The sequence below is a fragment of the Microbacterium sp. UBA7513 genome, assembly GCF_002478345.1.
In the GTDB taxonomy this organism is placed as follows: domain Bacteria; phylum Actinomycetota; class Actinomycetes; order Actinomycetales; family Microbacteriaceae; genus Microbacterium.
On sequence record NZ_DLNJ01000008.1, the window covers coordinates 106734 to 123949 of the forward strand.

Annotated in this window: 16 protein-coding genes; 5 read left to right on the top strand and 11 right to left on the bottom strand. The window is 70.3% G+C overall.

From position 1 onward, the window contains the following. Positions 1-47: 47 nt before the first annotated feature. Entirely contained in the window at positions 48-929 is an 882-nt protein-coding gene (gene ypfJ / locus B2W79_RS04880; protein WP_292787552.1) for a KPN_02809 family neutral zinc metallopeptidase, read from the bottom strand. Between the two features lie 51 nt (positions 930-980). On the opposite strand from ypfJ, the gene B2W79_RS04885 reads away from it, so the two are divergent. From B2W79_RS04885 to B2W79_RS04905, 5 genes are all read left to right on the top strand, one after another. Next, positions 981-1970 carry a malate dehydrogenase gene (locus B2W79_RS04885; protein ID WP_292787554.1) on the top strand — a complete coding sequence of 330 codons (990 nt, stop codon included), beginning with the start codon at positions 981-983 and terminating at the stop codon, positions 1968-1970. Between the two features lie 53 nt (positions 1971-2023). After that, a complete protein-coding gene (locus B2W79_RS04890; protein ID WP_292787556.1) occupies positions 2024-2500 on the top strand; it encodes a dehydrogenase in 477 nt (158 codons plus the stop codon). Positions 2501-2629: 129 nt separating this feature from the next. After that, positions 2630-3874 carry a WXG100 family type VII secretion target gene (locus tag B2W79_RS04895; RefSeq protein ID WP_292787558.1) on the top strand — a complete coding sequence of 415 codons (1245 nt, stop codon included), beginning with the start codon at positions 2630-2632 and terminating at the stop codon, positions 3872-3874. Beyond that, the gene (locus B2W79_RS04900) at positions 3871-4284 is read left to right on the top strand and encodes a hypothetical protein (RefSeq protein ID WP_071327721.1); all 414 of its coding nucleotides are present in this window, start codon (positions 3871-3873) and stop codon (positions 4282-4284) included. The genes B2W79_RS04895 and B2W79_RS04900 overlap by 4 nt, the downstream gene beginning before the upstream one ends. A gap of 69 nt (positions 4285-4353) precedes the next feature. Then, complete coding sequence (locus B2W79_RS04905; protein ID WP_292787561.1) at positions 4354-4707, top strand: hypothetical protein; 354 nt, start codon at positions 4354-4356, stop codon at positions 4705-4707. Between the two features lie 62 nt (positions 4708-4769). On the opposite strand, the gene B2W79_RS04910 is transcribed toward B2W79_RS04905, so the two are convergent. The 10 genes from B2W79_RS04910 to B2W79_RS04955 form a co-directional block, all read right to left on the bottom strand. Next, positions 4770-5531: a hypothetical protein gene (locus B2W79_RS04910; RefSeq protein ID WP_071327724.1), complete on the bottom strand. Its 762-nt coding sequence runs from the start codon at positions 5529-5531 to the stop codon at positions 4770-4772. Then, complete coding sequence (locus tag B2W79_RS04915) at positions 5528-6739, bottom strand: hypothetical protein (protein WP_025104634.1); 1212 nt, start codon at positions 6737-6739, stop codon at positions 5528-5530. The genes B2W79_RS04910 and B2W79_RS04915 overlap by 4 nt, the downstream gene beginning before the upstream one ends. Beyond that, the gene (locus B2W79_RS04920) at positions 6739-7035 is read right to left on the bottom strand and encodes a hypothetical protein (protein WP_062635420.1); all 297 of its coding nucleotides are present in this window, start codon (positions 7033-7035) and stop codon (positions 6739-6741) included. The genes B2W79_RS04915 and B2W79_RS04920 overlap by 1 nt, the downstream gene beginning before the upstream one ends. Further along, positions 7032-7334, bottom strand: coding sequence for an SAV_915 family protein (locus B2W79_RS04925; RefSeq protein ID WP_071327725.1), 303 nt, complete (start codon positions 7332-7334; stop codon positions 7032-7034). Before B2W79_RS04925 ends, B2W79_RS04920 begins: the two co-directional genes overlap by 4 nt. A 19-nt stretch (positions 7335-7353) precedes the next feature. After that, positions 7354-11328, bottom strand: a complete 3975-nt coding sequence (gene eccCa, locus B2W79_RS04930; RefSeq protein WP_292787565.1) for a type VII secretion protein EccCa — start codon at positions 11326-11328, stop codon at positions 7354-7356. After that, on the bottom strand, positions 11325-12506 hold the full coding sequence (locus B2W79_RS04935; RefSeq protein WP_292787567.1) for an FHA domain-containing protein: 1182 nt from the start codon (positions 12504-12506) through the stop codon (positions 11325-11327). The genes eccCa and B2W79_RS04935 overlap by 4 nt, the downstream gene beginning before the upstream one ends. Positions 12507-12556: 50 nt before the next feature. Beyond that, entirely contained in the window at positions 12557-13921 is a 1365-nt protein-coding gene (locus tag B2W79_RS04940; RefSeq protein ID WP_071327728.1) for a hypothetical protein, read from the bottom strand. A gap of 122 nt (positions 13922-14043) precedes the next feature. Continuing rightward, the gene (locus tag B2W79_RS04945; RefSeq protein ID WP_292787569.1) at positions 14044-15426 is read right to left on the bottom strand and encodes a hypothetical protein; all 1383 of its coding nucleotides are present in this window, start codon (positions 15424-15426) and stop codon (positions 14044-14046) included. Next, a complete protein-coding gene (locus B2W79_RS04950; RefSeq protein ID WP_083391626.1) occupies positions 15416-16753 on the bottom strand; it encodes a S8 family peptidase in 1338 nt (445 codons plus the stop codon). Before B2W79_RS04950 ends, B2W79_RS04945 begins: the two co-directional genes overlap by 11 nt. Further along, entirely contained in the window at positions 16753-17160 is a 408-nt protein-coding gene (locus B2W79_RS04955) for a hypothetical protein (RefSeq protein WP_071327731.1), read from the bottom strand. The genes B2W79_RS04950 and B2W79_RS04955 overlap by 1 nt, the downstream gene beginning before the upstream one ends. Positions 17161-17216: the final 56 nt, after the last annotated feature.

Below are 17216 nucleotides of genomic sequence, written 5' to 3' on the forward strand. Positions count from 1 at the left end.
CGGTCCTGCCGAGTCCACGTTATCTGACAACGGCGAGAGCGCCGGGTCTACGGGTCGAGCTGATCGGCGGGGAGGGTGAACACCTGCCCGCACGCATCGAGCCCGTTCTGGTAGCCCTCCGCGAACCAGCGCTGACGCTGCTCGCTGGAGCCGTGGGTCCAGGTCTCCGGGTTCACCTGTCCGGACTGCTCCTGGATGTGATCGTCGCCGACGGTCGACGCCGCGTTCAGGGCGTCGCGGATCTGCTCCTCCGTCGGCTTCTCGAGGTACGGGTCGCCGTCGGCGTCGGTCTGCTCGGTCGCGCGGCCGAGCCAGCCGCCGGAATAGCAGTCGGCCTGCAGCTCCATGCGCACGCCGTTGCTGCCGGGACCCGTCCCGTTGTTCGGGTACTTCTCCATGGTCCCGAGGAGGTTCTGGATGTGGTGACCCCACTCGTGCCCGACGATGTAGAGCTGCGCGAGGTTCCCCGCCGAGGCCCCGAACTGCTCCTGCATGAGCTGGAAGAACGTGGGGTCGATGTAGACGGTCTCCTCCGGCGGGCAGTAGAACGGGCCGACCGCGTTGGAGGCGGTGCCGCACTGCGTGGAGGTCGCTCCATCGACGACGATGAGCTGCGGAGCCTGGTAGCCCTCCACGTTGTCCTCCCAGAAGGCGTCGAGCGCGACCTGCGCCCCCGCCATGCGGCAGTCGACGTTCGCGTTCGCGTCCGCGCCGCTGTCGCAGTTCTGGATGGCCGAACCGCCGGCGGGCTCGCTCCCGCCCCCGGGCGCGCCCCCGACGAGTCCGCTCAGGTCGATGCCCAGCAGGGGGCCGGCGATGAGGGCGAGGAGGGCGAGCACGCCGACGCCGGAGCCGCCCGCGATCGCCGCCGTGCGTCCGCGGCGGCGCGTGGTGTTGCGGGAGAGGTCGGCGTCGGGATTGAACGTCATGCGTCGAGGGTACTCCGCGCGCCGACACCGCGACGGACGTAGGCTCGTGACATGGCCACCACGATCACCATCACCGGCGCGGGCGGACAGATCGGCTACGCGCTCCTCTTCCGCATCGCCGCCGGCGACATGCTCGGTCCGGATGAGAAGGTACGGCTGCGGCTGCTGGAGATCCCGCAGGGGCTCGGCGCGGCGGAAGGTGCGGCGCTCGAACTGCAGGACGGCGCTTTCGACCTGCTCGAGCACGTGGAGGTGACCGACGACGCCGCGGTTGGCTTCGACGGCTGCGACCTCGCCCTGCTCGTGGGCGCGCGCCCCCGCGGTCCCGGCATGGAGCGCGGCGACCTGCTCGCAGCGAACGGCGGCATCTTCGGGCCGCAGGGCGCCGCCATCGCCGCGAACGCCGCCCCCGGCGTCCGCGTGACCGTGGTGGGCAACCCCGCCAACACGAACGCCCTGATCGCCTCGGCGGCCGCCGACGGCGTCCCCGCCGACCGTTTCACCGCCCTCACGCGGTTGGACGAGAACCGGGCACGGGCCCAGCTCGCCCAGACGCTCGGCGCCCCCGTGCACACGGTGCGACGGGTGCCCATCTGGGGCAACCACTCGGCCACGCAGTTCCCCGACGTGTCGCATGCGACCGTCGGCGGGAAGCCCGTGCAGGAGGCCCTGGAACAGATCGTCGGCGACGTCCCGGCGTGGCTGGAGCAGACGTTCATCCCCCGGGTCGCCAAGCGCGGGGCCGAGATCATCGAGGTCCGCGGGTCGTCCTCCGTCGCCTCCGCGGCGAGCGCGACGATCGACCATGTGCGCGACTGGGTCCGCGGGACCGACGACTGGACCTCCGCGGCCGTCGTCTCGCGCGGAGAATACGGCGTTCCGGAGGGCCTCGTCTCCTCGTTCCCCGTGCAGTCCGTCGACGGCGAGTGGCGCATCGTGGAGGGCCTCGAGATCGACGACTGGGCCCGCGAGCGCATCGACACCTCGGTCGCGGAGCTCTTGGAGGAGCGGGAGGCGGTCCGCGCCCTCGAACTGCTCTGATCCGGTCGCCGCGGGGCGCCTCGGCAGGGCAGAATAGAGGGCGGAGGTGCGGGATGAGCGACACGATGGACCCGGCGGGCACGACGCCGTCTCTCGACGATGCGCTGACGAGCCCGCTCCATCTCCCGCACGACGCGGCGACGTGCCCGAAGTGCTTCACGGAGCTGCAGCAGAACCGCAACTTCTGGACCGCGCGCCCCGCGGGCTCCCGCCTGGTCGGCCTCGTCGTCTCTCGTGAGGGCATGCCGTCGGTCGTCGAGCAGCGCGCCGACCTCACCCGTTTCGGTGTGCCCATCGAGGGCTTCCGGCACCCGGCGCCGGACATCCTGGAGAGCTGGAACGACCGCCTCGCGCGGCTCATCTCGACGCTCCGGACCGGAGACGTGGTCGTCGTGGCGAACATCCGGGCCCTGGGGCTCGGCGCCGAAGAGGGCGCGCGCACGGTCGCCGAGCTCCGGCGCCACGGGATCATCGTGAAGGTGCTCGGCCACGAGGCGCGTCATCTCGCCGACGCCGCCGGCGCCCGCTGAGCCACCGGTATACAGCGTCGCGGTTCTCTTCACCGTCGTCCTCCTCCTCGTTAGCCTGAATCCGGGGCGGGGGTCTCCGGGGGAACAGTGCGCAACGGTCTTCACATCGACGTCAGTGGCATGCGCGGAGTGGCGCGCTCGCTCCATGACATCTCGCACGGCAAAGCCCGTCTCGATGGCGGGTTCGACCTCACGGAAGCGCTCAGCGACCTGGTCTCTTCCGGTGCGGAGATGTTCGTGTCTACGTGGTTCGAAGCGCATGGCGTTCTCACGCTCACCGGTCGAAGCCTGGCGAGCGGAGTGGACGACACGTGCGACAGGGCGAAGCAGTGGACGGACACGCAGGCGTCGGACCTCGCGGACGCGAGATCGGCCGTGTCCGCCATTCTCCGCGACCTCGACGACATCTGGACCGGGGAGAGCGCCGACGCGTTCCGCGCCCGCATCCTCGAGTTCCACGACAGTCTGGAGGCCTCCGAGGAGGCGATGCGGATCGCCGGTAAAGGGATCCTCGCCTACGCTGATGCGGTGGCCGAGATCGCTCGCCGAGCCGCACCTTTGAAGCACCGCCTCGAAGCTGCCGAGCTCATCCTCAACGGTGTCCACAGCGAGGCCCTCTTCGGCACAGACCCCGAGGGACTCGCGCGGCGGTTCGATGCCGAACACCAGGCGACGATCGACGCACAGGACGCAGCCGACGAGCTCGCCCGCCTCGCCGATGAGCGGAGGGAAGCTGACCGGATACTTGCGGGCCTGCTCGCCCGAACCGCGGCGGAAGCCTGGGGAGGCCTCGGCTGCACTGCCACCCCATCCGACAGGAGCCCACGGGAACTCGCTAACAGGAGGGTAAGCGAACTGCTCGACGACTTCTTCAGTGGCCGTGACGGTGCACGCGGGGTCGTCCTCGGACCCGACGATCCCTTCGTCACCGCCCTGATGCACAGCAACCACATCAACGGTGCTCGCGTGCGCGTACTCGATGCGCTCCGCGGTGCGAGATTAGTCGAGGGCGGGAACCCCCTCTTCTACGACCGGGTCATCAGCGACAACCCCTCGGTTCTCGTTCAGGACGGTTTCAACGTCATCACGAGCGGGATTCCCAGCTCCCTACTCGGAGGCCAAAACCTGCCCGAGTCCTTTCTCGGCTCATATGAGCTGGAGGTGCACGCCGGAGAGTCCCAGCCAGACGGAGGCGTGGCAGTGACTTACATCATCAACAACGACACGACCATCGACTCCGCAACGCGCATCCCCGGCACAGGTGGCGCCCACGTGCCCCTCGTGGAGGCTGCCATGACATCGGCCTACGCTAGCAACGGAGAGTTCGCCCCCCAGTATCAGACCATCGTCTGGACCGAAACGGTGTACCCATGACATTCATCCTCCGCGCCCGCTCAGCAATCGCGGCGGTTGCTCTTGTCCTTGCCACGATACTCACCCTCGTCAGTTGCGCTCCTGCCCCCGCCGTCACCTCTCCCATCGGCCTCTGGGAAGCGGTCGGCGACGACAACGGCACCCTCACGATCAACCGCGACGGCACATTCACCATGACCGACACCTCGTTCAACCCCCTCCAGCACCGAGACACGCAAGACGACTTCCGCGGCTCCGGTGTCTGGGAAACCTTCTCGGACGACCCCCCGCTTGTCCTACGGTTCGACGAGGCCACGAACGACGGCTTCCCCGTCGACCCCGCAGACCTACAAGTCGATTTCACCTCCGGAACAATTCGGTTCGAGGACCCGGAACAGACCGCGAGCATCGAGTTCCGCCTCACGGATTGACACCTTATGACTCAACGTCGAGGCTCAACCGCGTTCGCCGCACCATCAGCCGTACTCGCCCTCTTCGTGATGCTCGGCCTCACCGGCTGCACCCACGCCCCACACATCACCTCTCCCATCGGCCTCTGGGAAGCGGTCGGCGACGACAACGGCACGCTCACGATCAACCGCGACGGCACATTCACGATGACCGATGCCTCCTTCAACCCCCTCCAGTACCGAGACACGCAAAGCGACTTCCGCGGCTCCGGTGCCTGGCGCCTCTCCAGCGACGGTGAAGAGGTCATCTTGCGCTTCCTCGAAGCAACAAACGCTGGATTCGTTGTCGAACCCAGCGCACGTCGTCCGAACTTCACCTCCGGCACGATCCGGTTCGAGGACCCGGAACAGACCGCGAGCATCGAGTTCCGCCTTACGGATTGACGCTCTGGCGACGACCCCCGGGGATCACACCGTCGAACCCTCGCGTGTACGGAAAGGTCTTCCTAGAACTCCCCGGACCGCAGACGGGCGAGCGTGCCCGCGCCGATCTCGGCACGGGCGTCGGGATGGTTCGCGTAGAAGGTGACGAGCTCGGCCAGGAGCACTGGGTCGCTGGCAAGGTCGGCCGCCGCCCACGAGGACGGCGGCGCGGTCGCCGTCCGCAGCACCACGCGGTTGCTCTCCAGAGCGGCCCCGACGACCTCGTCCCATTCCACGGCCGCGTTGTTGCGCGGGATCCGGAGCTGCAACCCGTCCGGGCGCAGCGTCAGGCGATGGGCGGAGGGAGCCCGGAACCACGACCTGATGCCGGCGACCGTCATGATCAGCGCGACCACGGGAAGGAGGAGCAGGGTGAGGAGCGGCAGTCGATCTGCGGGCACTGTGAAGATGCTCCATGCCCACGCCGCGAGAAGCAGGGCTCCCACGGGCGCGAGGGCGCGCAACGGCCAGACGATCCCCGCGGCGGCGCCGAACGCGATCGCCGGACCGTCGACGACCGGCCGGACGACTCGGACCCGGGAGACACGGGCGTGCGCCACCATCAGCCAGACGCCCACGGCGACGGCCGCGAGCACGCCGATCGCCAAGGCCTTCATCGCCGGAGCCGGATCGGCGAACAGGATCAGGCTGAACAGCAGGACCACGATGGCGAACACGACGCCGAACACGGTGAGCGCCGTGGTCGCGCGCTGCTGCCCCTGCCACCCCGGATGACCCGGTACCCAGATCGTCTCCGGAGACGTCGACTGCTGCTGACCTGTCACCCGAACAGTCCCTTCCACGCCTTGCCGATGTTGTGCCCGGCGTCGCCCACGAAGTCGGTCGTGTTCTCCCAGGCGTCCTCCGCGAAGTCCGTCGTGGCGTCCCATGCATCTGCCATGCCGGCGTCGATCGACTCCCGGACGTCCTGCGGGACCCAGTTCTCGTACGCCCACACCGCACCGGCACCGACCGCCACCGCGGCCCCGCCGACGACCACCGCCGTACCCCAGACGGGGAGCGTGACGACACCGGCCGCCGCGAGCGCGGCGACCCCGGCGGCCGCAGCCGCGCCACCCGCCGCACCGCCGATGATCTCCACCGCGGTGGACGAGGGGTCGTCGCCCGACGACATCGCCGAGCCCAGGTTCCAGGCGTCGACGCCCCAGCCGATGAACGGCACCGCCCGACTCGCGCGTGAGAGTCCGCGGGCCAGATCCTCGGCCTCGTCCGCCGCCCACCGCATGCCGGTGGGGTTGGCGGCCTCGGCAGCGGCCTTGACGGCAGGGTTGCCGGAGCGCAGCTCGCGAACGAAGTCCGATGCTCCGAGACGCAGATCTTCCGCGTGGGAGGTGAGCTCGGCCGCCGTCTCCGCCCACGCCAGGCCCTGGCCCTCGAGGTAGATCTTCGGGACCTCGCCGCTCGCCTCCCGCAGACCGGACAGGATCTTGTCCGCCGTGGACTGGCTCGGCATGGTCCCGAGGAAGCCGTCGAGGTTCTCGCTGATCCAGACCTCGAGCTCGCCCCACCAGGAGCCGACGTCGGCGGCGATCTCGTTGTACAGCTCGATCCGGTCGAGGTGTTCCTGCCATTCGTCCCAGTAGGGGTCGTCCCGCGAGGTGGGGCACACCGGGATCAGGGACACCGGCCGGCCGATGATCATGCCGTTGACCGGGAGCCCCGCCGCCCGCGCATTGTCGCGGTGCGTCGCGAAGTCCTCCTTCATGCGCCGCAGCTGCCCGGCATACGACCGGAGCTTCTCGGCGGCGTCCCGGGCGAGGTCCTTGATCTCCTTCGCGGCGTCGGTCGTGCGCGAGAGGATCGTGACGTAGTCGTCCGCCGACTCGCCGTACCAGTGCCCGCGCACGCCGGTGGGGATGAAGGTCGTGACGTTGGAGGAGACGTCTGCGGCGTCCTTCAGGTCGGGGTCGAGCCAGTCCGCGGCCGCCTGCACCTGGTCGGCGTCGCCGTACGTGGTCGTGTCGATCGTCATCAGAGGTCCTCGACGATGGCCGCGACCGGGTCGAGCTGGTCGATCACGTCCTGCTCGTTCGTCTCCGCGTCGTCGGCGATGGCGCGAACGATCTCCCCCAGGGTGCCGTTGATCCGGTAGAGGGCATCGACGCCCTCCCCCACCCGCTGCATGATGGCGGCGACCGTGTCGGAGGCGAGTCCGCCGTCGACGGCCGTCGGAATGCCGGAGAGCTTCGTCTCGATGAGCTCGACCGCCTCCTCGTGCATGTCCGCATGGACGGCCATCACCTCCGGGTCCATCGCGATGCGGCTCATGCGATGGCTCCGTTCCGGCGGTAGGACGCGGGCACGTCGAGGTCGAAGATCACGACGTCGTAGGGCTGCGCCTCCTTGATCTGACCGAGGTCCTCGGTGCGCACCAGGACCCAGGGCTGCCGCTCGCCGGCGAGGTCCAGGAGCCGGTCGAGGGCGGTATAGGCGAGCAGTGCGCGCCGCCCGTCCTTCAGCTCCCGGATCTCGACGAGCTGCTCCTCCGGCGTCGACGTCACGCTCAGGGGCAGGTACAGCACGGGTGGGACCATCGGCGCTGCGGCCGGCATCGGTTCGAAGGTCATCTCGGTCTCTCCTCGATTGTCACTCGTAGCTCGGCGGCACCCACAGCAGCTGCGCGGAGACGAGGCCCCGATCGCGGCTGACGATCTGCGCACGGCCGGGGATCGCGGGAACGGCCTTCACCTTGCCGATGAGCTGGCCCTCCTCGGGGCTGCCCGAGAGCAGGATGCCGGTCGCGCCCAGGTCGGTCATGCGCTGGATGATCGGATCGTACGCGGCGCGGCTCGCCCCGCCGGTGCGGCGGGTGAGGATCACGTGGAGACCGAGATCGGCCGCCTGCGCGAGCAGCGGCGCGAGGACCGCGACCGGGTTGCCCTGCGAGGTCGCCACGAGGTCGTAGTCGTCGATGAGGACGAACCCTTCCGCGCCCTTCCACCACGACCGGCTGCGGAGCTGGTCGGGCGTGACGTCCGGTCCGGGGATGCGGCTCCGGAAGAACTGCGCGAGCTCGCTCATCCCGCCCTCGGTCATCTCGTGCGAGGTGAGGTACGCGCCGAGGTACTCCTGCGGGATCTCGCCCAGCAGGGCACGACGGTAGTCGACGACGAAGATCTTGGCCTCGGTCGGCCCGTACAGGCGCGTGATCTCGTGCACGACGCCGCGGAGCATGGACGACTTGCCGGAGTCCGCGTCGCCGTACAGGTACAGCAGCGGTTCGGCGACCGGATCGATCGAGAACGGGGCGAGGTTCGCCTCGTCGATGCCCAGCAGCAGTTCGCGGGGCTCCGTGCCGTCCGGCGACTGCGCGGCCGCCACGGCGCGCAGGTCGGCATGGCTGATGCGCGAGGGCAGCAGCCGCAGCTTGGGCCCTGCCGGTCCGTGCCACGCCGCCGCGACGCGAGCCACGAGGTCGTCGATCCCGTCGGCGAGGCTCGACGCGTCGTCCACCCCATCGACGCGGGGCAGCGCCGTGAGCATCTGCAAGCCGCGGTCGTTGAGGCCGCGGCCAGGGATAGCCGTGACGTTCTCCGCGGCTTTGCGGTTGACCTCGGAGTCGGTCGGGTCGCCCAGGCGCAGCTCGATGCGGGTGCCGATGAGGTCTTTGATGTTCGCCCGGATCTCCATCCACCGCGCCGCGGTGATGACCACGTGGACGCCGTAGGTGAGACCGCGCGCGGCGATCGCCTGGATCTGCGGCTCGAGCATCTCGAACTCGGCGCGCAGCGTGCCCCAGCCGTCGACGATGAGGAAGATGTCGCCGTAGCCGTCGTCGGTGAGGCCCTGCGCGCGGCGCTGGCGATACGCGTCGATCGAGTCGATGCCGTGCTGCCGGAAGTACACCTCGCGGGCGTTCAGCAGGCTGGTGACCTCGGCCACCGTGCGGCGGACCACGTCCGGCTCGGAGCGGGTCGCGACGCCGCTGATGTGCGTGAAGTCCTGCAGGCCGGTGAAACTGCCGCCGCCGAAGTCGATGACGAAGAACTGCACCTCCTGGGGCGTGTGCGTGAGAGCCAGGGCGGCCACCGTCGTCCGCGCGAGCGTGCTCTTGCCGCTCAGCGGCGCTCCGACGATCGCCATGTGGCCGGCCGCGCCGCCGAGGGAGACCGCGAGGTTCTCGCGGCGCTGCTCCAGCGGCACGTCGACGATGCCGAGCGGGACCGTGAGCGCTCCCGCCTTCCGCCAGCGCGGGGAGACGAGACCGAGCGACGGGTCCTCGACGAGGTCGCCGAAGAGCTGGTCGAGGGTGGCCGGTGTCACCAGCGGCGGCAGCCACACCTGATGCGCCGCGGGGCCGCGTCCCTTCATGGACTCGACCGCGATCTCGAAGGTGTTGCGCTTCTCCTCCGGCTCGGCGTCGACCACGACCTCCGGCTCGTCCACCGGCGCCTCCGCCCGCCACACCGGCGCGGCGGTGAACAGCTCGACCGCGGTCGAACCCGTGCTCTGGCCGGAGCCGGACGAGGCCCGACGACGACGACGCGGCGGTGGTCCGGACACGTACGCGGCGCGGAACTGGGTCATCGTCTCGGTGTCGGACTTCAGGATGCCGGCGCCCGGCTGCGTGGGCAGGTGATAGGCGTCCGGCACGCCGAGGACCGTGCGGGACTCGGCCGCCGAGAACGTCCGAAGACCGATGCGGTAGGAGAGGTGCGTGTCGAGGCCGCGCAGCTTGCCCTCCTCCAGCCGCTGGGAGGACAGCAGCAGGTGCACCTGCAGCGAGCGGCCGAGCCGGCCGATGTTGACGAACGTGTCGACGAACTCCGGCTTGGCCGAAAGGAGCTCGGAGAACTCGTCGGCGACGATGAGCAGGGCGGGCAGCGGCGCCAGGTCGGTGCGTCCGCCGCGACGCGCCTTCTCGTAGTCGGCCACGTTCGCGAACGGACCGGTGGCCCGCAGCAGCTCCTGTCGGCGCACCATCTCGCCCTGGAGCGCGTCCTGCATGCGGTCGACGAGGGAGATCTCCTCGCCGAGGTTCGTGATGATGGCCGAGACGTGCGGCATGTCGGCCATGCCGGCGAACGTCGCGCCACCCTTGAAGTCGACGAGCACGAAGTTGAGCTGCTCCGGCGAGTGGGTCATCGCGAGCGCGAGCACGAGTGTGCGGAGCACCTCCGACTTCCCCGAGCCGGTGGCACCGATGATGAGGCCGTGCGGGCCCATACCCTGCTGCGCCGATTCCTTGATGTCGAGGATGAGCGGGCTGCCGTCCTCGGTCTGGCCGATCGGCACGCGGAGCCGGTCGCGCTCCAGTCGCGGTGCCCACGCGGCGTCGAGGTCGAGGTCGCGCACATCGGGAAGACCGAGGAGCTCGACGAGCTCGGCCTGGCCGGTCGCGCTCTTCCTGCTCGCGATCGCGGTGCCGCCCGAGTACAGGGCGATGAGCCGACGGGCGGTCGCCTCCGCCTCGACGATGGTGATCGCATCGGCCTCGAACGGCCGTGCGGGCACCTGCAGGCTGACGAGCTCGGCGCGCGTGCCGGCACCACCGGTCTCGAACGCGATGCGCAGGGCGTTCGGGTCGTCGAGATCGCCCCACCGAGCGGGCAGGTCGATCACGGTCACACCCTGGACGCCGTCGCCGGTGACGAGCGCGTCGTTGAACGACGTCGTGGCGCCGTCCGTGACGATGACGATGTGCGGCGTCTTCGGTCCGGAGCCGTCGCGGGCGAAGCGCGAGCGCTCGCGCACCTCGGGCGGCAGCATGTCCTCGAGCTCGGACAGCTGCGAACCGATCATGCGGGCGGCACCGAGGCCGTCGCGGACGGTGCGCGAGTGCGTGTGCGGCAGCCACTTCGCCCACTCCCACTGCGGGAGCACGCCGGCGTCCGCGGCGATGACGATCTGCAGCACGTCCGGGTCGTGCATAGTGGCCGCGTGCAGCAGCATGGCCCTGGCCAGCGCCCTGGTCTCGTCCTCATCACCGGTGATCTCGATCCGGGCGTAGTCGCGGAGGGTGACCCCGAGCGGGAGGTTCTTCTGGACCTCGTGCGTCAGCATGAAGCGGTGCGCGGCCGAGGCGGCGACCGGGTCGAGCTGCGCCAGCGGCGGGAGCTCTGGGGCTTCGAGCGTGACGCACAGCGGCTGATCGGTGACGCCCACCCGGACCGACAGGAAGTCGGGGTCGTTCACGCCGCGCTCCCAGACGCGGGTGCGCTCCTCCGCGAGGTACGGCAGGGTCGACGGCGCCGGCAGGTGCCAGTTCGCGGAGCGGCGCTGCTGGCGGGCGGCGACGCGGACGGTCTGCCGCAGCTCGGTGAGGTACGCCAGGTACTCGCGGCGGGCACCGAGCGTGGCCGCCTGCCGCTGGGAGCGTTGCCGCCAGCCGTTGACGGCGACGAAGCCGAGCGAGGACAGCAGGAACATGCCGCCGGTGAGCAGACCCGTGACGGACTGGTTCGACATGGTGACCATGACGATCGCGCCGACGCTGCCGAGCATCGGCAGCAGCGACCCGAGGATCCCGATGCCGCCGTCGTTCGGCTGCAGCTCCGGCGGGGCCTGGACCGGGAGCCTCCCGGAGGGGACGCGGGGCGGGGCGAGACGGGGTCCTGTCATGCTCTCTCTCCGGCGCTGCTGTCTGTACCTAGCAGGAGGCTGATGGTGAAGCTGCGGTTGCCCATGCGGACACGGTCGGCGTCGTCGAGCAGCACGCGCTCGCCGGCGACCAGCTCGGTCGTCTGGCCGTCGTCGCTGCGGACGTCGGAGCCGTTCGTGGAACCGAAGTCGGTCACCCAGGTGCGGCCGCGGGAGTGCTCGATGCGCAGATGGGTCTTCGAGACCGACGCGTCGGGGTCGGTGACGATGATGAGACGGTCGTCGTGGGCGCTGGCGATGGGGCCGCGCCCGAGGTTCGCGGCCACGGGGAGGGCGAGCTGCACCCGCTGGCCGGTGTCGAAGATGAGCAGCAGCGCCCCGGTCTCCGGCGCGGGAGCCTCGGCACCCGTCTGCGGCGCCGGGGCGGGGGCGACGGTGAAGAGCGGCCGATCCGATCCGGGTGTCGCCGGTTCCGGGGTCTCGGTGCGGCGGGAGGCCGCGCGGGCGTCGGTGGGCTGGGAGTCCTCGTCCACGACGGACGGCGACGCCACCAGCGGCACGACCTGCGGCGGAGCGAGCGGAGCGGCCTCCACCGCGGCGGGAGTCGGCGGAGCCTCGACGGCCGCCTTGGCGGGCACGGCGACCACGACGGTGCCGGCGACGCGGTCGGCCCAGGACTGCCGTCTGCCGCCGCGATCCCAGGCGCTGGAGGCGACGACCACCCAGCTGCCGACGGCCACGAGGAAGCCGGCGCCGGTGATGATGCCGCGGACGAACTGGCGCCCGATCCCCGGCGACCACGGCCGGTCGGCGCGGGCGCTGCGCAGGCGCAGCACCGCGTTGCCGAGAGTGAGGCCGGTCCGGGCTTCCAGCACCCAGAGGAACAGGGCGAGCTCGAAGACGGTGAGGCCGGCGAGCAGCACGCTCTGCGTCAACACGAGGACGAGGGCGGAGGCGAGGAACACGGCGGCCGCGTCGAGCGTGAAGGCCGCGATCCGCTGGATGGTGCCGGCGGGGGCTCCGCGGAAGGCGGGGCCGAGTCCCTCGGCAGGGCGAGGGAGTGTACGTCGCGACGAGGCGATCGGCGTGGGCGGCGCGGGCGTCTGGCGCAGCGGCGTGCCGTCGACGCCCGGGGGCGCCGCGATCAGGGCGGGCGGCAGCGCGGGGATCTCCCCTGGACGGTCTCCGCCGGGCGCCATCGGCGGGATCGGACCCCCGCTCGGCCAGGACTGTGATGGGCCGTTCCCGCTCATCCGGCCATCATTCCACGAACCAGGGAGAGCGCATTCGCGTACAGCAGGGCCGACGGCAGGGCGAGCGCGACGGCGAGCCATTCGAACGCGTCTCCGACCCGCGACCACACCAGCGACTTCGCGCCCTTGGACACCGGGATGACGACGGCGACCGCCGCCAACCCGACGAGGAACAGCATGGCCGCTCCCAGCAGATGGAAGCCGCTCCCGAGGGCCGCCGCGATCTGGATGCCGGCGACGAGGCAGACCACCGCGGCCGCGGCACGGGGGAACCACCGGAGGAGGCGCGAGGTGGTGTGCCGCGGCGTGAGCAGCAGGGCGAGCGCGAGGCAGCAGAGCAGGGCGATCCCGCCGGAGACCACGAACGCGTCGTCGGGCCAGGGCCGCAGGAACGCGACCGGAGCCATCACCGCGGCCACGATGCTCAGCACGGCGGTGCCCGCGATGAGCCGTGCGGAGGATTCGTCGACGACCGCGGTGATGCGCTCCGGACGCAGCAGCCCGACCGAGTCGGGGATGGCCCCGCGCACGGTCCACCGGCTGGTCATGAAGTGCTTGTAGTCGATGAAGTAGCCCTCGGGCAGGTTGACGAGGCTGCTCGGGAGGGCACGCAGGCCCAGTGGCACGAGGCCGAGCGAGAGGGCGGCGGCCTCCGCCTCCCCCCACCGCAGCAGCAGGGCGAGGCCCCAGACGGCGGCGAGGCCCACGAGCAGCACCGTCGCCGTCCCCGCCGCGGCGCGCATCGGCCGAGCCCTGGCCGTGACGGCGATGATCGCGGTGGTGATGCCGGCCGCGAGGAACCCGGTGGCAGTCGACAGGTGCGACGCGTCCTCCAGCCCGGCCGGGATGAGGAGCGCGCCGGCAGCGAACGACAGCAGCACGGGCGCGAGCACCCCGAGGATGCCGCGCACTCCCGCCGCGGAGTCGCGTCGCGCCCACGCGACGGCGCCACCGACCGCGCCCGCGGCGACGAGGAGGGCGACGAGCAGCCGGATCAGGGGGTCGACGGCGCCCTGGGCGAAGACCGCCACGAGCAGCATCCCGCTCACGGCCAGCAGCCACCACCGTGCGCCGTGGTCGACGCGCGTCGGGCCCGTCGCCTTCTCCACCGGGCGCGCCTGCGGAGCCAGAGCCGTGCGGTCGATGAGCGCGTAGAGGCCGCCGTCGACGAGGTCTTCGCACTCGGTGTCGCCGGGGATCTCGTATCCCCCGGGGCCGATCGTGACGAACCGGTCCGCGTCGGGGATCCCGCTCAGAGTGAGCGCGTCCTCCAGCGTCTCGTCGAGCGGCAGGGAGAGGTCGATGCGGCGGTCTTCGCTCTGGAGGACGATCCGACGCCGCTCTACGATCTCGACTGACACACCTGCACCCTATCCACTGCGCACGACTCTCGCTGCGGGGCACCGCCTCCGGCGTTCCCGGGGTTCACGATGCCCCCGCGTCGACCCTCGTACCGCGCCTTCTCGAACCGGAGCGGCGTCATTCAGTCGGTGGGTTCGTCGCGGGATCCGGCGCGAGCGCCCTTGGCGCGGGGGCCAGCTTCCTCGTCGTCCTCCAGCTTCGGCGCGATAGGACCACCGAGGCCCGAACGCTTCGCCTTCTCCTCCTCGTCGGCGCCACCGGCGCCGCCCATCATGCCCATGCCGGGTCGGCCACCGGCACCTGCCGCGGCGGAGGACCCGGTGCCCGAGGCACCCGCCCCGCCGACGCCGCCGGCACCGGCCATACCGCCAGGGCCTCCTGCTCCACCGACGCCGCCGACGCCGCCGACCGCGGAGTTTCCGAGCAGACCGCCACCGGCCTTGAGCCCAGCGCCTGCGCCCGGCCCCAAGCCGGCACCGCCGAGTCCGCCCATGCTGCCGAAGCCGGCGATCTTCGAGCTCGCCGCGATCGCCGCCGCACCGGCGCCACCGCCCACGATGCCGCCGAGGCCGCCGCCGCCCGCACCGCCGGGGACATAGCCCCCGGGACTGGTCGGGTATCCGCCGCCGCCGCCCGTGCCGCCAGGGCCGCCGGGAAGCAGACCACCGCCGGGAGAGTCGATCGAAGGATCCTTCCCGCCGGGAAGCCCGGGGCCCTCGCCACCCGGCACGACCGGGTCCCATCCGATCCCCGGTCCGCTCGGATTCGTCGGCGGAGTGGGGAAGGTGGGGTGCACGGGAGGGGTCGGAACGGGCGGCTGATAGGTGCCGATGCCGCCGCTGGGCGGCGGAGTACCGCCGACACCGGGGGCGGAGCCGGACGGCACGCCGCCGATTCCCGGGGAACCGATCCTCGGGGCATCGATCTCTGGGCCACCCGTGGGCCCGTCGTCGATCCTCTCGTCGGAGGACTCAACGAAGCCGACGCCCGAGAGCTCTTTGGACGCGGCGCTCAAATCCCTCGTGGGGCGGACCAGGGACCTTTCGACGGCCTCGACGATCTTCCGTGCCGCCTCCTCGCGCTGGTTCCCGAGGAAGTCTCCGATCACGTCCAAGGCCTTGTCGGCGGCGAGCGGTCCCAGCACGGGGTGGACCACGAAGGAAGCGCCCTTCGCTGCGTTGGCCCAGAACGGATCGACTGCGGCTGAGGGAAGTTCCGCTGAGGCCGCCGTGCGCCGTGCTTCGTTGCCCTCGCCGACGGCCGAATCGATCACGGTCACGATGTTCCGGATTCGGGTGAACTTCTCCCGGATCTCGTCGACAGCGGCCGTAGCGGCTTCCGCCGAGCTCCCCGTCCAGAATTCCGACTTTCGGGCCTTCGCGAGCGCACCGTCCAGCGACTCCAGCGCGTGGATCAGCGCCGACGTCTTCGGGATGATCGAATCCGACAGGGCTCGAATGCGATTCAGCTCCGCCTCGTACCCGCCGCTCTGCTTACCGGCCATGGTTGCCCCCTTGTTCCGTTGTCCGTCGACGTGATGATCGTGTCAAGACGATCGCGAGAGTGATGCCGCCCACGACCAGCACGGCAACGATGACACCGCCGATCACCCACGGCATCGCCGACACATCCGATGGTTGCTCAGCCCCGCCGGGCGCGGAAGAGGGTCGTGGACTCGCTGTCGCATTCTCCCGATCCTGTGCCGCCTTGACCTCGTTCACCATCGCGAGTGACGGGGAGGCGTTCGGATCATCAGTATCGAAGATCGGATTCTCATCCGGATACTTCGTCGGATCCACCGCCAGCATCCCGGTGAGAGACGCAGCGCCGTATCCCGTGCCGGAGTTCCACTCGGGGTCGTGTTCGCCCTTCGTGCCCGTGTTGTGAATCAGGCTCTGTATGAGCTGTCCCGCCGACGCTTCGGGGTACTTCTGCTTCACGACTGCCAGCATTCCCGCCACGATCGGCGTCGCGTACGACGTCCCGGACCCGAGCGACTGCGCCTCCCACGAATCCGACGCGCCCTGCAACAACAGACCGATACCCGGTCCTGCCGTGACGACGTAGTCGCTGACATTGGGCTTCCCGTACTGCCCGTTCTGGATCTTGCCGTCCTCGCCGAACGCCTGCACAGCGACCACACCGTTCAACGCGGCCGGCAACACGTCGATGCCATCGTCGTTGCCCATGCCGGCGACAACCACCACGTCGTTGGCGTACGCCTCCGCGATGCCCTTCGAAGCGTCGGTACCGAACGAGGAAATGGAGATGATGTCCGCCCCATCCGCCACCGCATCCGAGATCGCGTGATCCAGCCCTTCCCAACCGTCCTCGTCGAAACTGGTGCCGTCCTCCTGGAGACACTCGGCATCTTCGCCGCGTTCGTTCGCCACGCCGTCAAGGACTGGCGCGGTGTAGAACAGCAACTCCACCCCGGGCGCGACGCCCTTCACCGGGGCACCCCCGGGCGGCGCCTCCCCCGTCCCCACGATCATCGACGCCACTCTCGTCGCATGCGACGCGGCGACGTAATCGGTCGAGATCGCCGGATACGGCGCTCCTGAGGGATCCAGACAGTACGACGGCTCTCGCACTGTCACGTCGGCGCCGCGAAGACCGATCACGTCGGGGTTGATCTGACTGTCGATCACGGCCACCTTCACCCCGGATCCGTCGAAACCCGCATCGTGAGCCGCCTGGATGTTGCCCCGATCAAACCACCACAAACCGGATTCCGCCGTTCCGGCGGCAGCAACCGACGGCGCCAGGACAGCCAACGCAAGCCCAGTGATACCGACAGTCGCGGCGAACCCGCGGTACACGCGCCGCATCAGTAATCGGCGTCCTGGGGCTCGGTGGAGGAATCGCCAGCATCGACCTTCACGCCGTCGCTCAACCCGCCGTCGACCGGAGACGACGACGCCGCCTGCTCGACCGCGGAGTCCAGGAGGGACACGATGAGCTTCGTCTCATCCGCGAGGGCGGCATCCTGCTCGGCCAATTGGAGGACAGCAGCCCGGATGGCGTCATGCGTACTCTGCAGGTTCTCAAGGGCCCGCTCGGTCGCAGCTCCCATCTCTCTAGCGGCGTCCGAGACGGCCTGATGGAATTCACGCGTCGTGTTCGACACATCACCTTCGGCGACAGCCACCTCTGCAGGGCTCGGAAACTCCTGCAGTTCGCGCAGAAGCCGCTTCAGCTCGGCGAACACTCCATCGAAGTCGACTGCGATGCTCATCGACGCCCCCTCTTCCTTCCTCCGGCGATTCCGTCACGCCTGCTGTACCGTCCGGC

Coding starts and splice junctions, on each gene's coding strand:
- ypfJ (WP_292787552.1), bottom strand. CDS start 929: ATGACGTTCAATCCCGACGCCGACCTCTCCCGCAACACCACGCGCCGC.
- B2W79_RS04885 (WP_292787554.1), top strand. CDS start 981: ATGGCCACCACGATCACCATCACCGGCGCGGGCGGACAGATCGGCTAC.
- B2W79_RS04890 (WP_292787556.1), top strand. CDS start 2,024: ATGAGCGACACGATGGACCCGGCGGGCACGACGCCGTCTCTCGACGAT.
- B2W79_RS04900 (WP_071327721.1), top strand. CDS start 3,871: ATGACATTCATCCTCCGCGCCCGCTCAGCAATCGCGGCGGTTGCTCTT.
- B2W79_RS04905 (WP_292787561.1), top strand. CDS start 4,354: ATGCTCGGCCTCACCGGCTGCACCCACGCCCCACACATCACCTCTCCC.
- B2W79_RS04915 (WP_025104634.1), bottom strand. CDS start 6,739: ATGACGATCGACACGACCACGTACGGCGACGCCGACCAGGTGCAGGCG.
- B2W79_RS04920 (WP_062635420.1), bottom strand. CDS start 7,035: ATGAGCCGCATCGCGATGGACCCGGAGGTGATGGCCGTCCATGCGGAC.
- B2W79_RS04925 (WP_071327725.1), bottom strand. CDS start 7,334: ATGACCTTCGAACCGATGCCGGCCGCAGCGCCGATGGTCCCACCCGTG.
- eccCa (WP_292787565.1), bottom strand. CDS start 11,328: ATGACAGGACCCCGTCTCGCCCCGCCCCGCGTCCCCTCCGGGAGGCTC.
- B2W79_RS04935 (WP_292787567.1), bottom strand. CDS start 12,506: ATGGCGCCCGGCGGAGACCGTCCAGGGGAGATCCCCGCGCTGCCGCCC.
- B2W79_RS04945 (WP_292787569.1), bottom strand. CDS start 15,426: ATGGCCGGTAAGCAGAGCGGCGGGTACGAGGCGGAGCTGAATCGCATT.
- B2W79_RS04950 (WP_083391626.1), bottom strand. CDS start 16,753: ATGCGGCGCGTGTACCGCGGGTTCGCCGCGACTGTCGGTATCACTGGG.
- B2W79_RS04955 (WP_071327731.1), bottom strand. CDS start 17,160: ATGAGCATCGCAGTCGACTTCGATGGAGTGTTCGCCGAGCTGAAGCGG.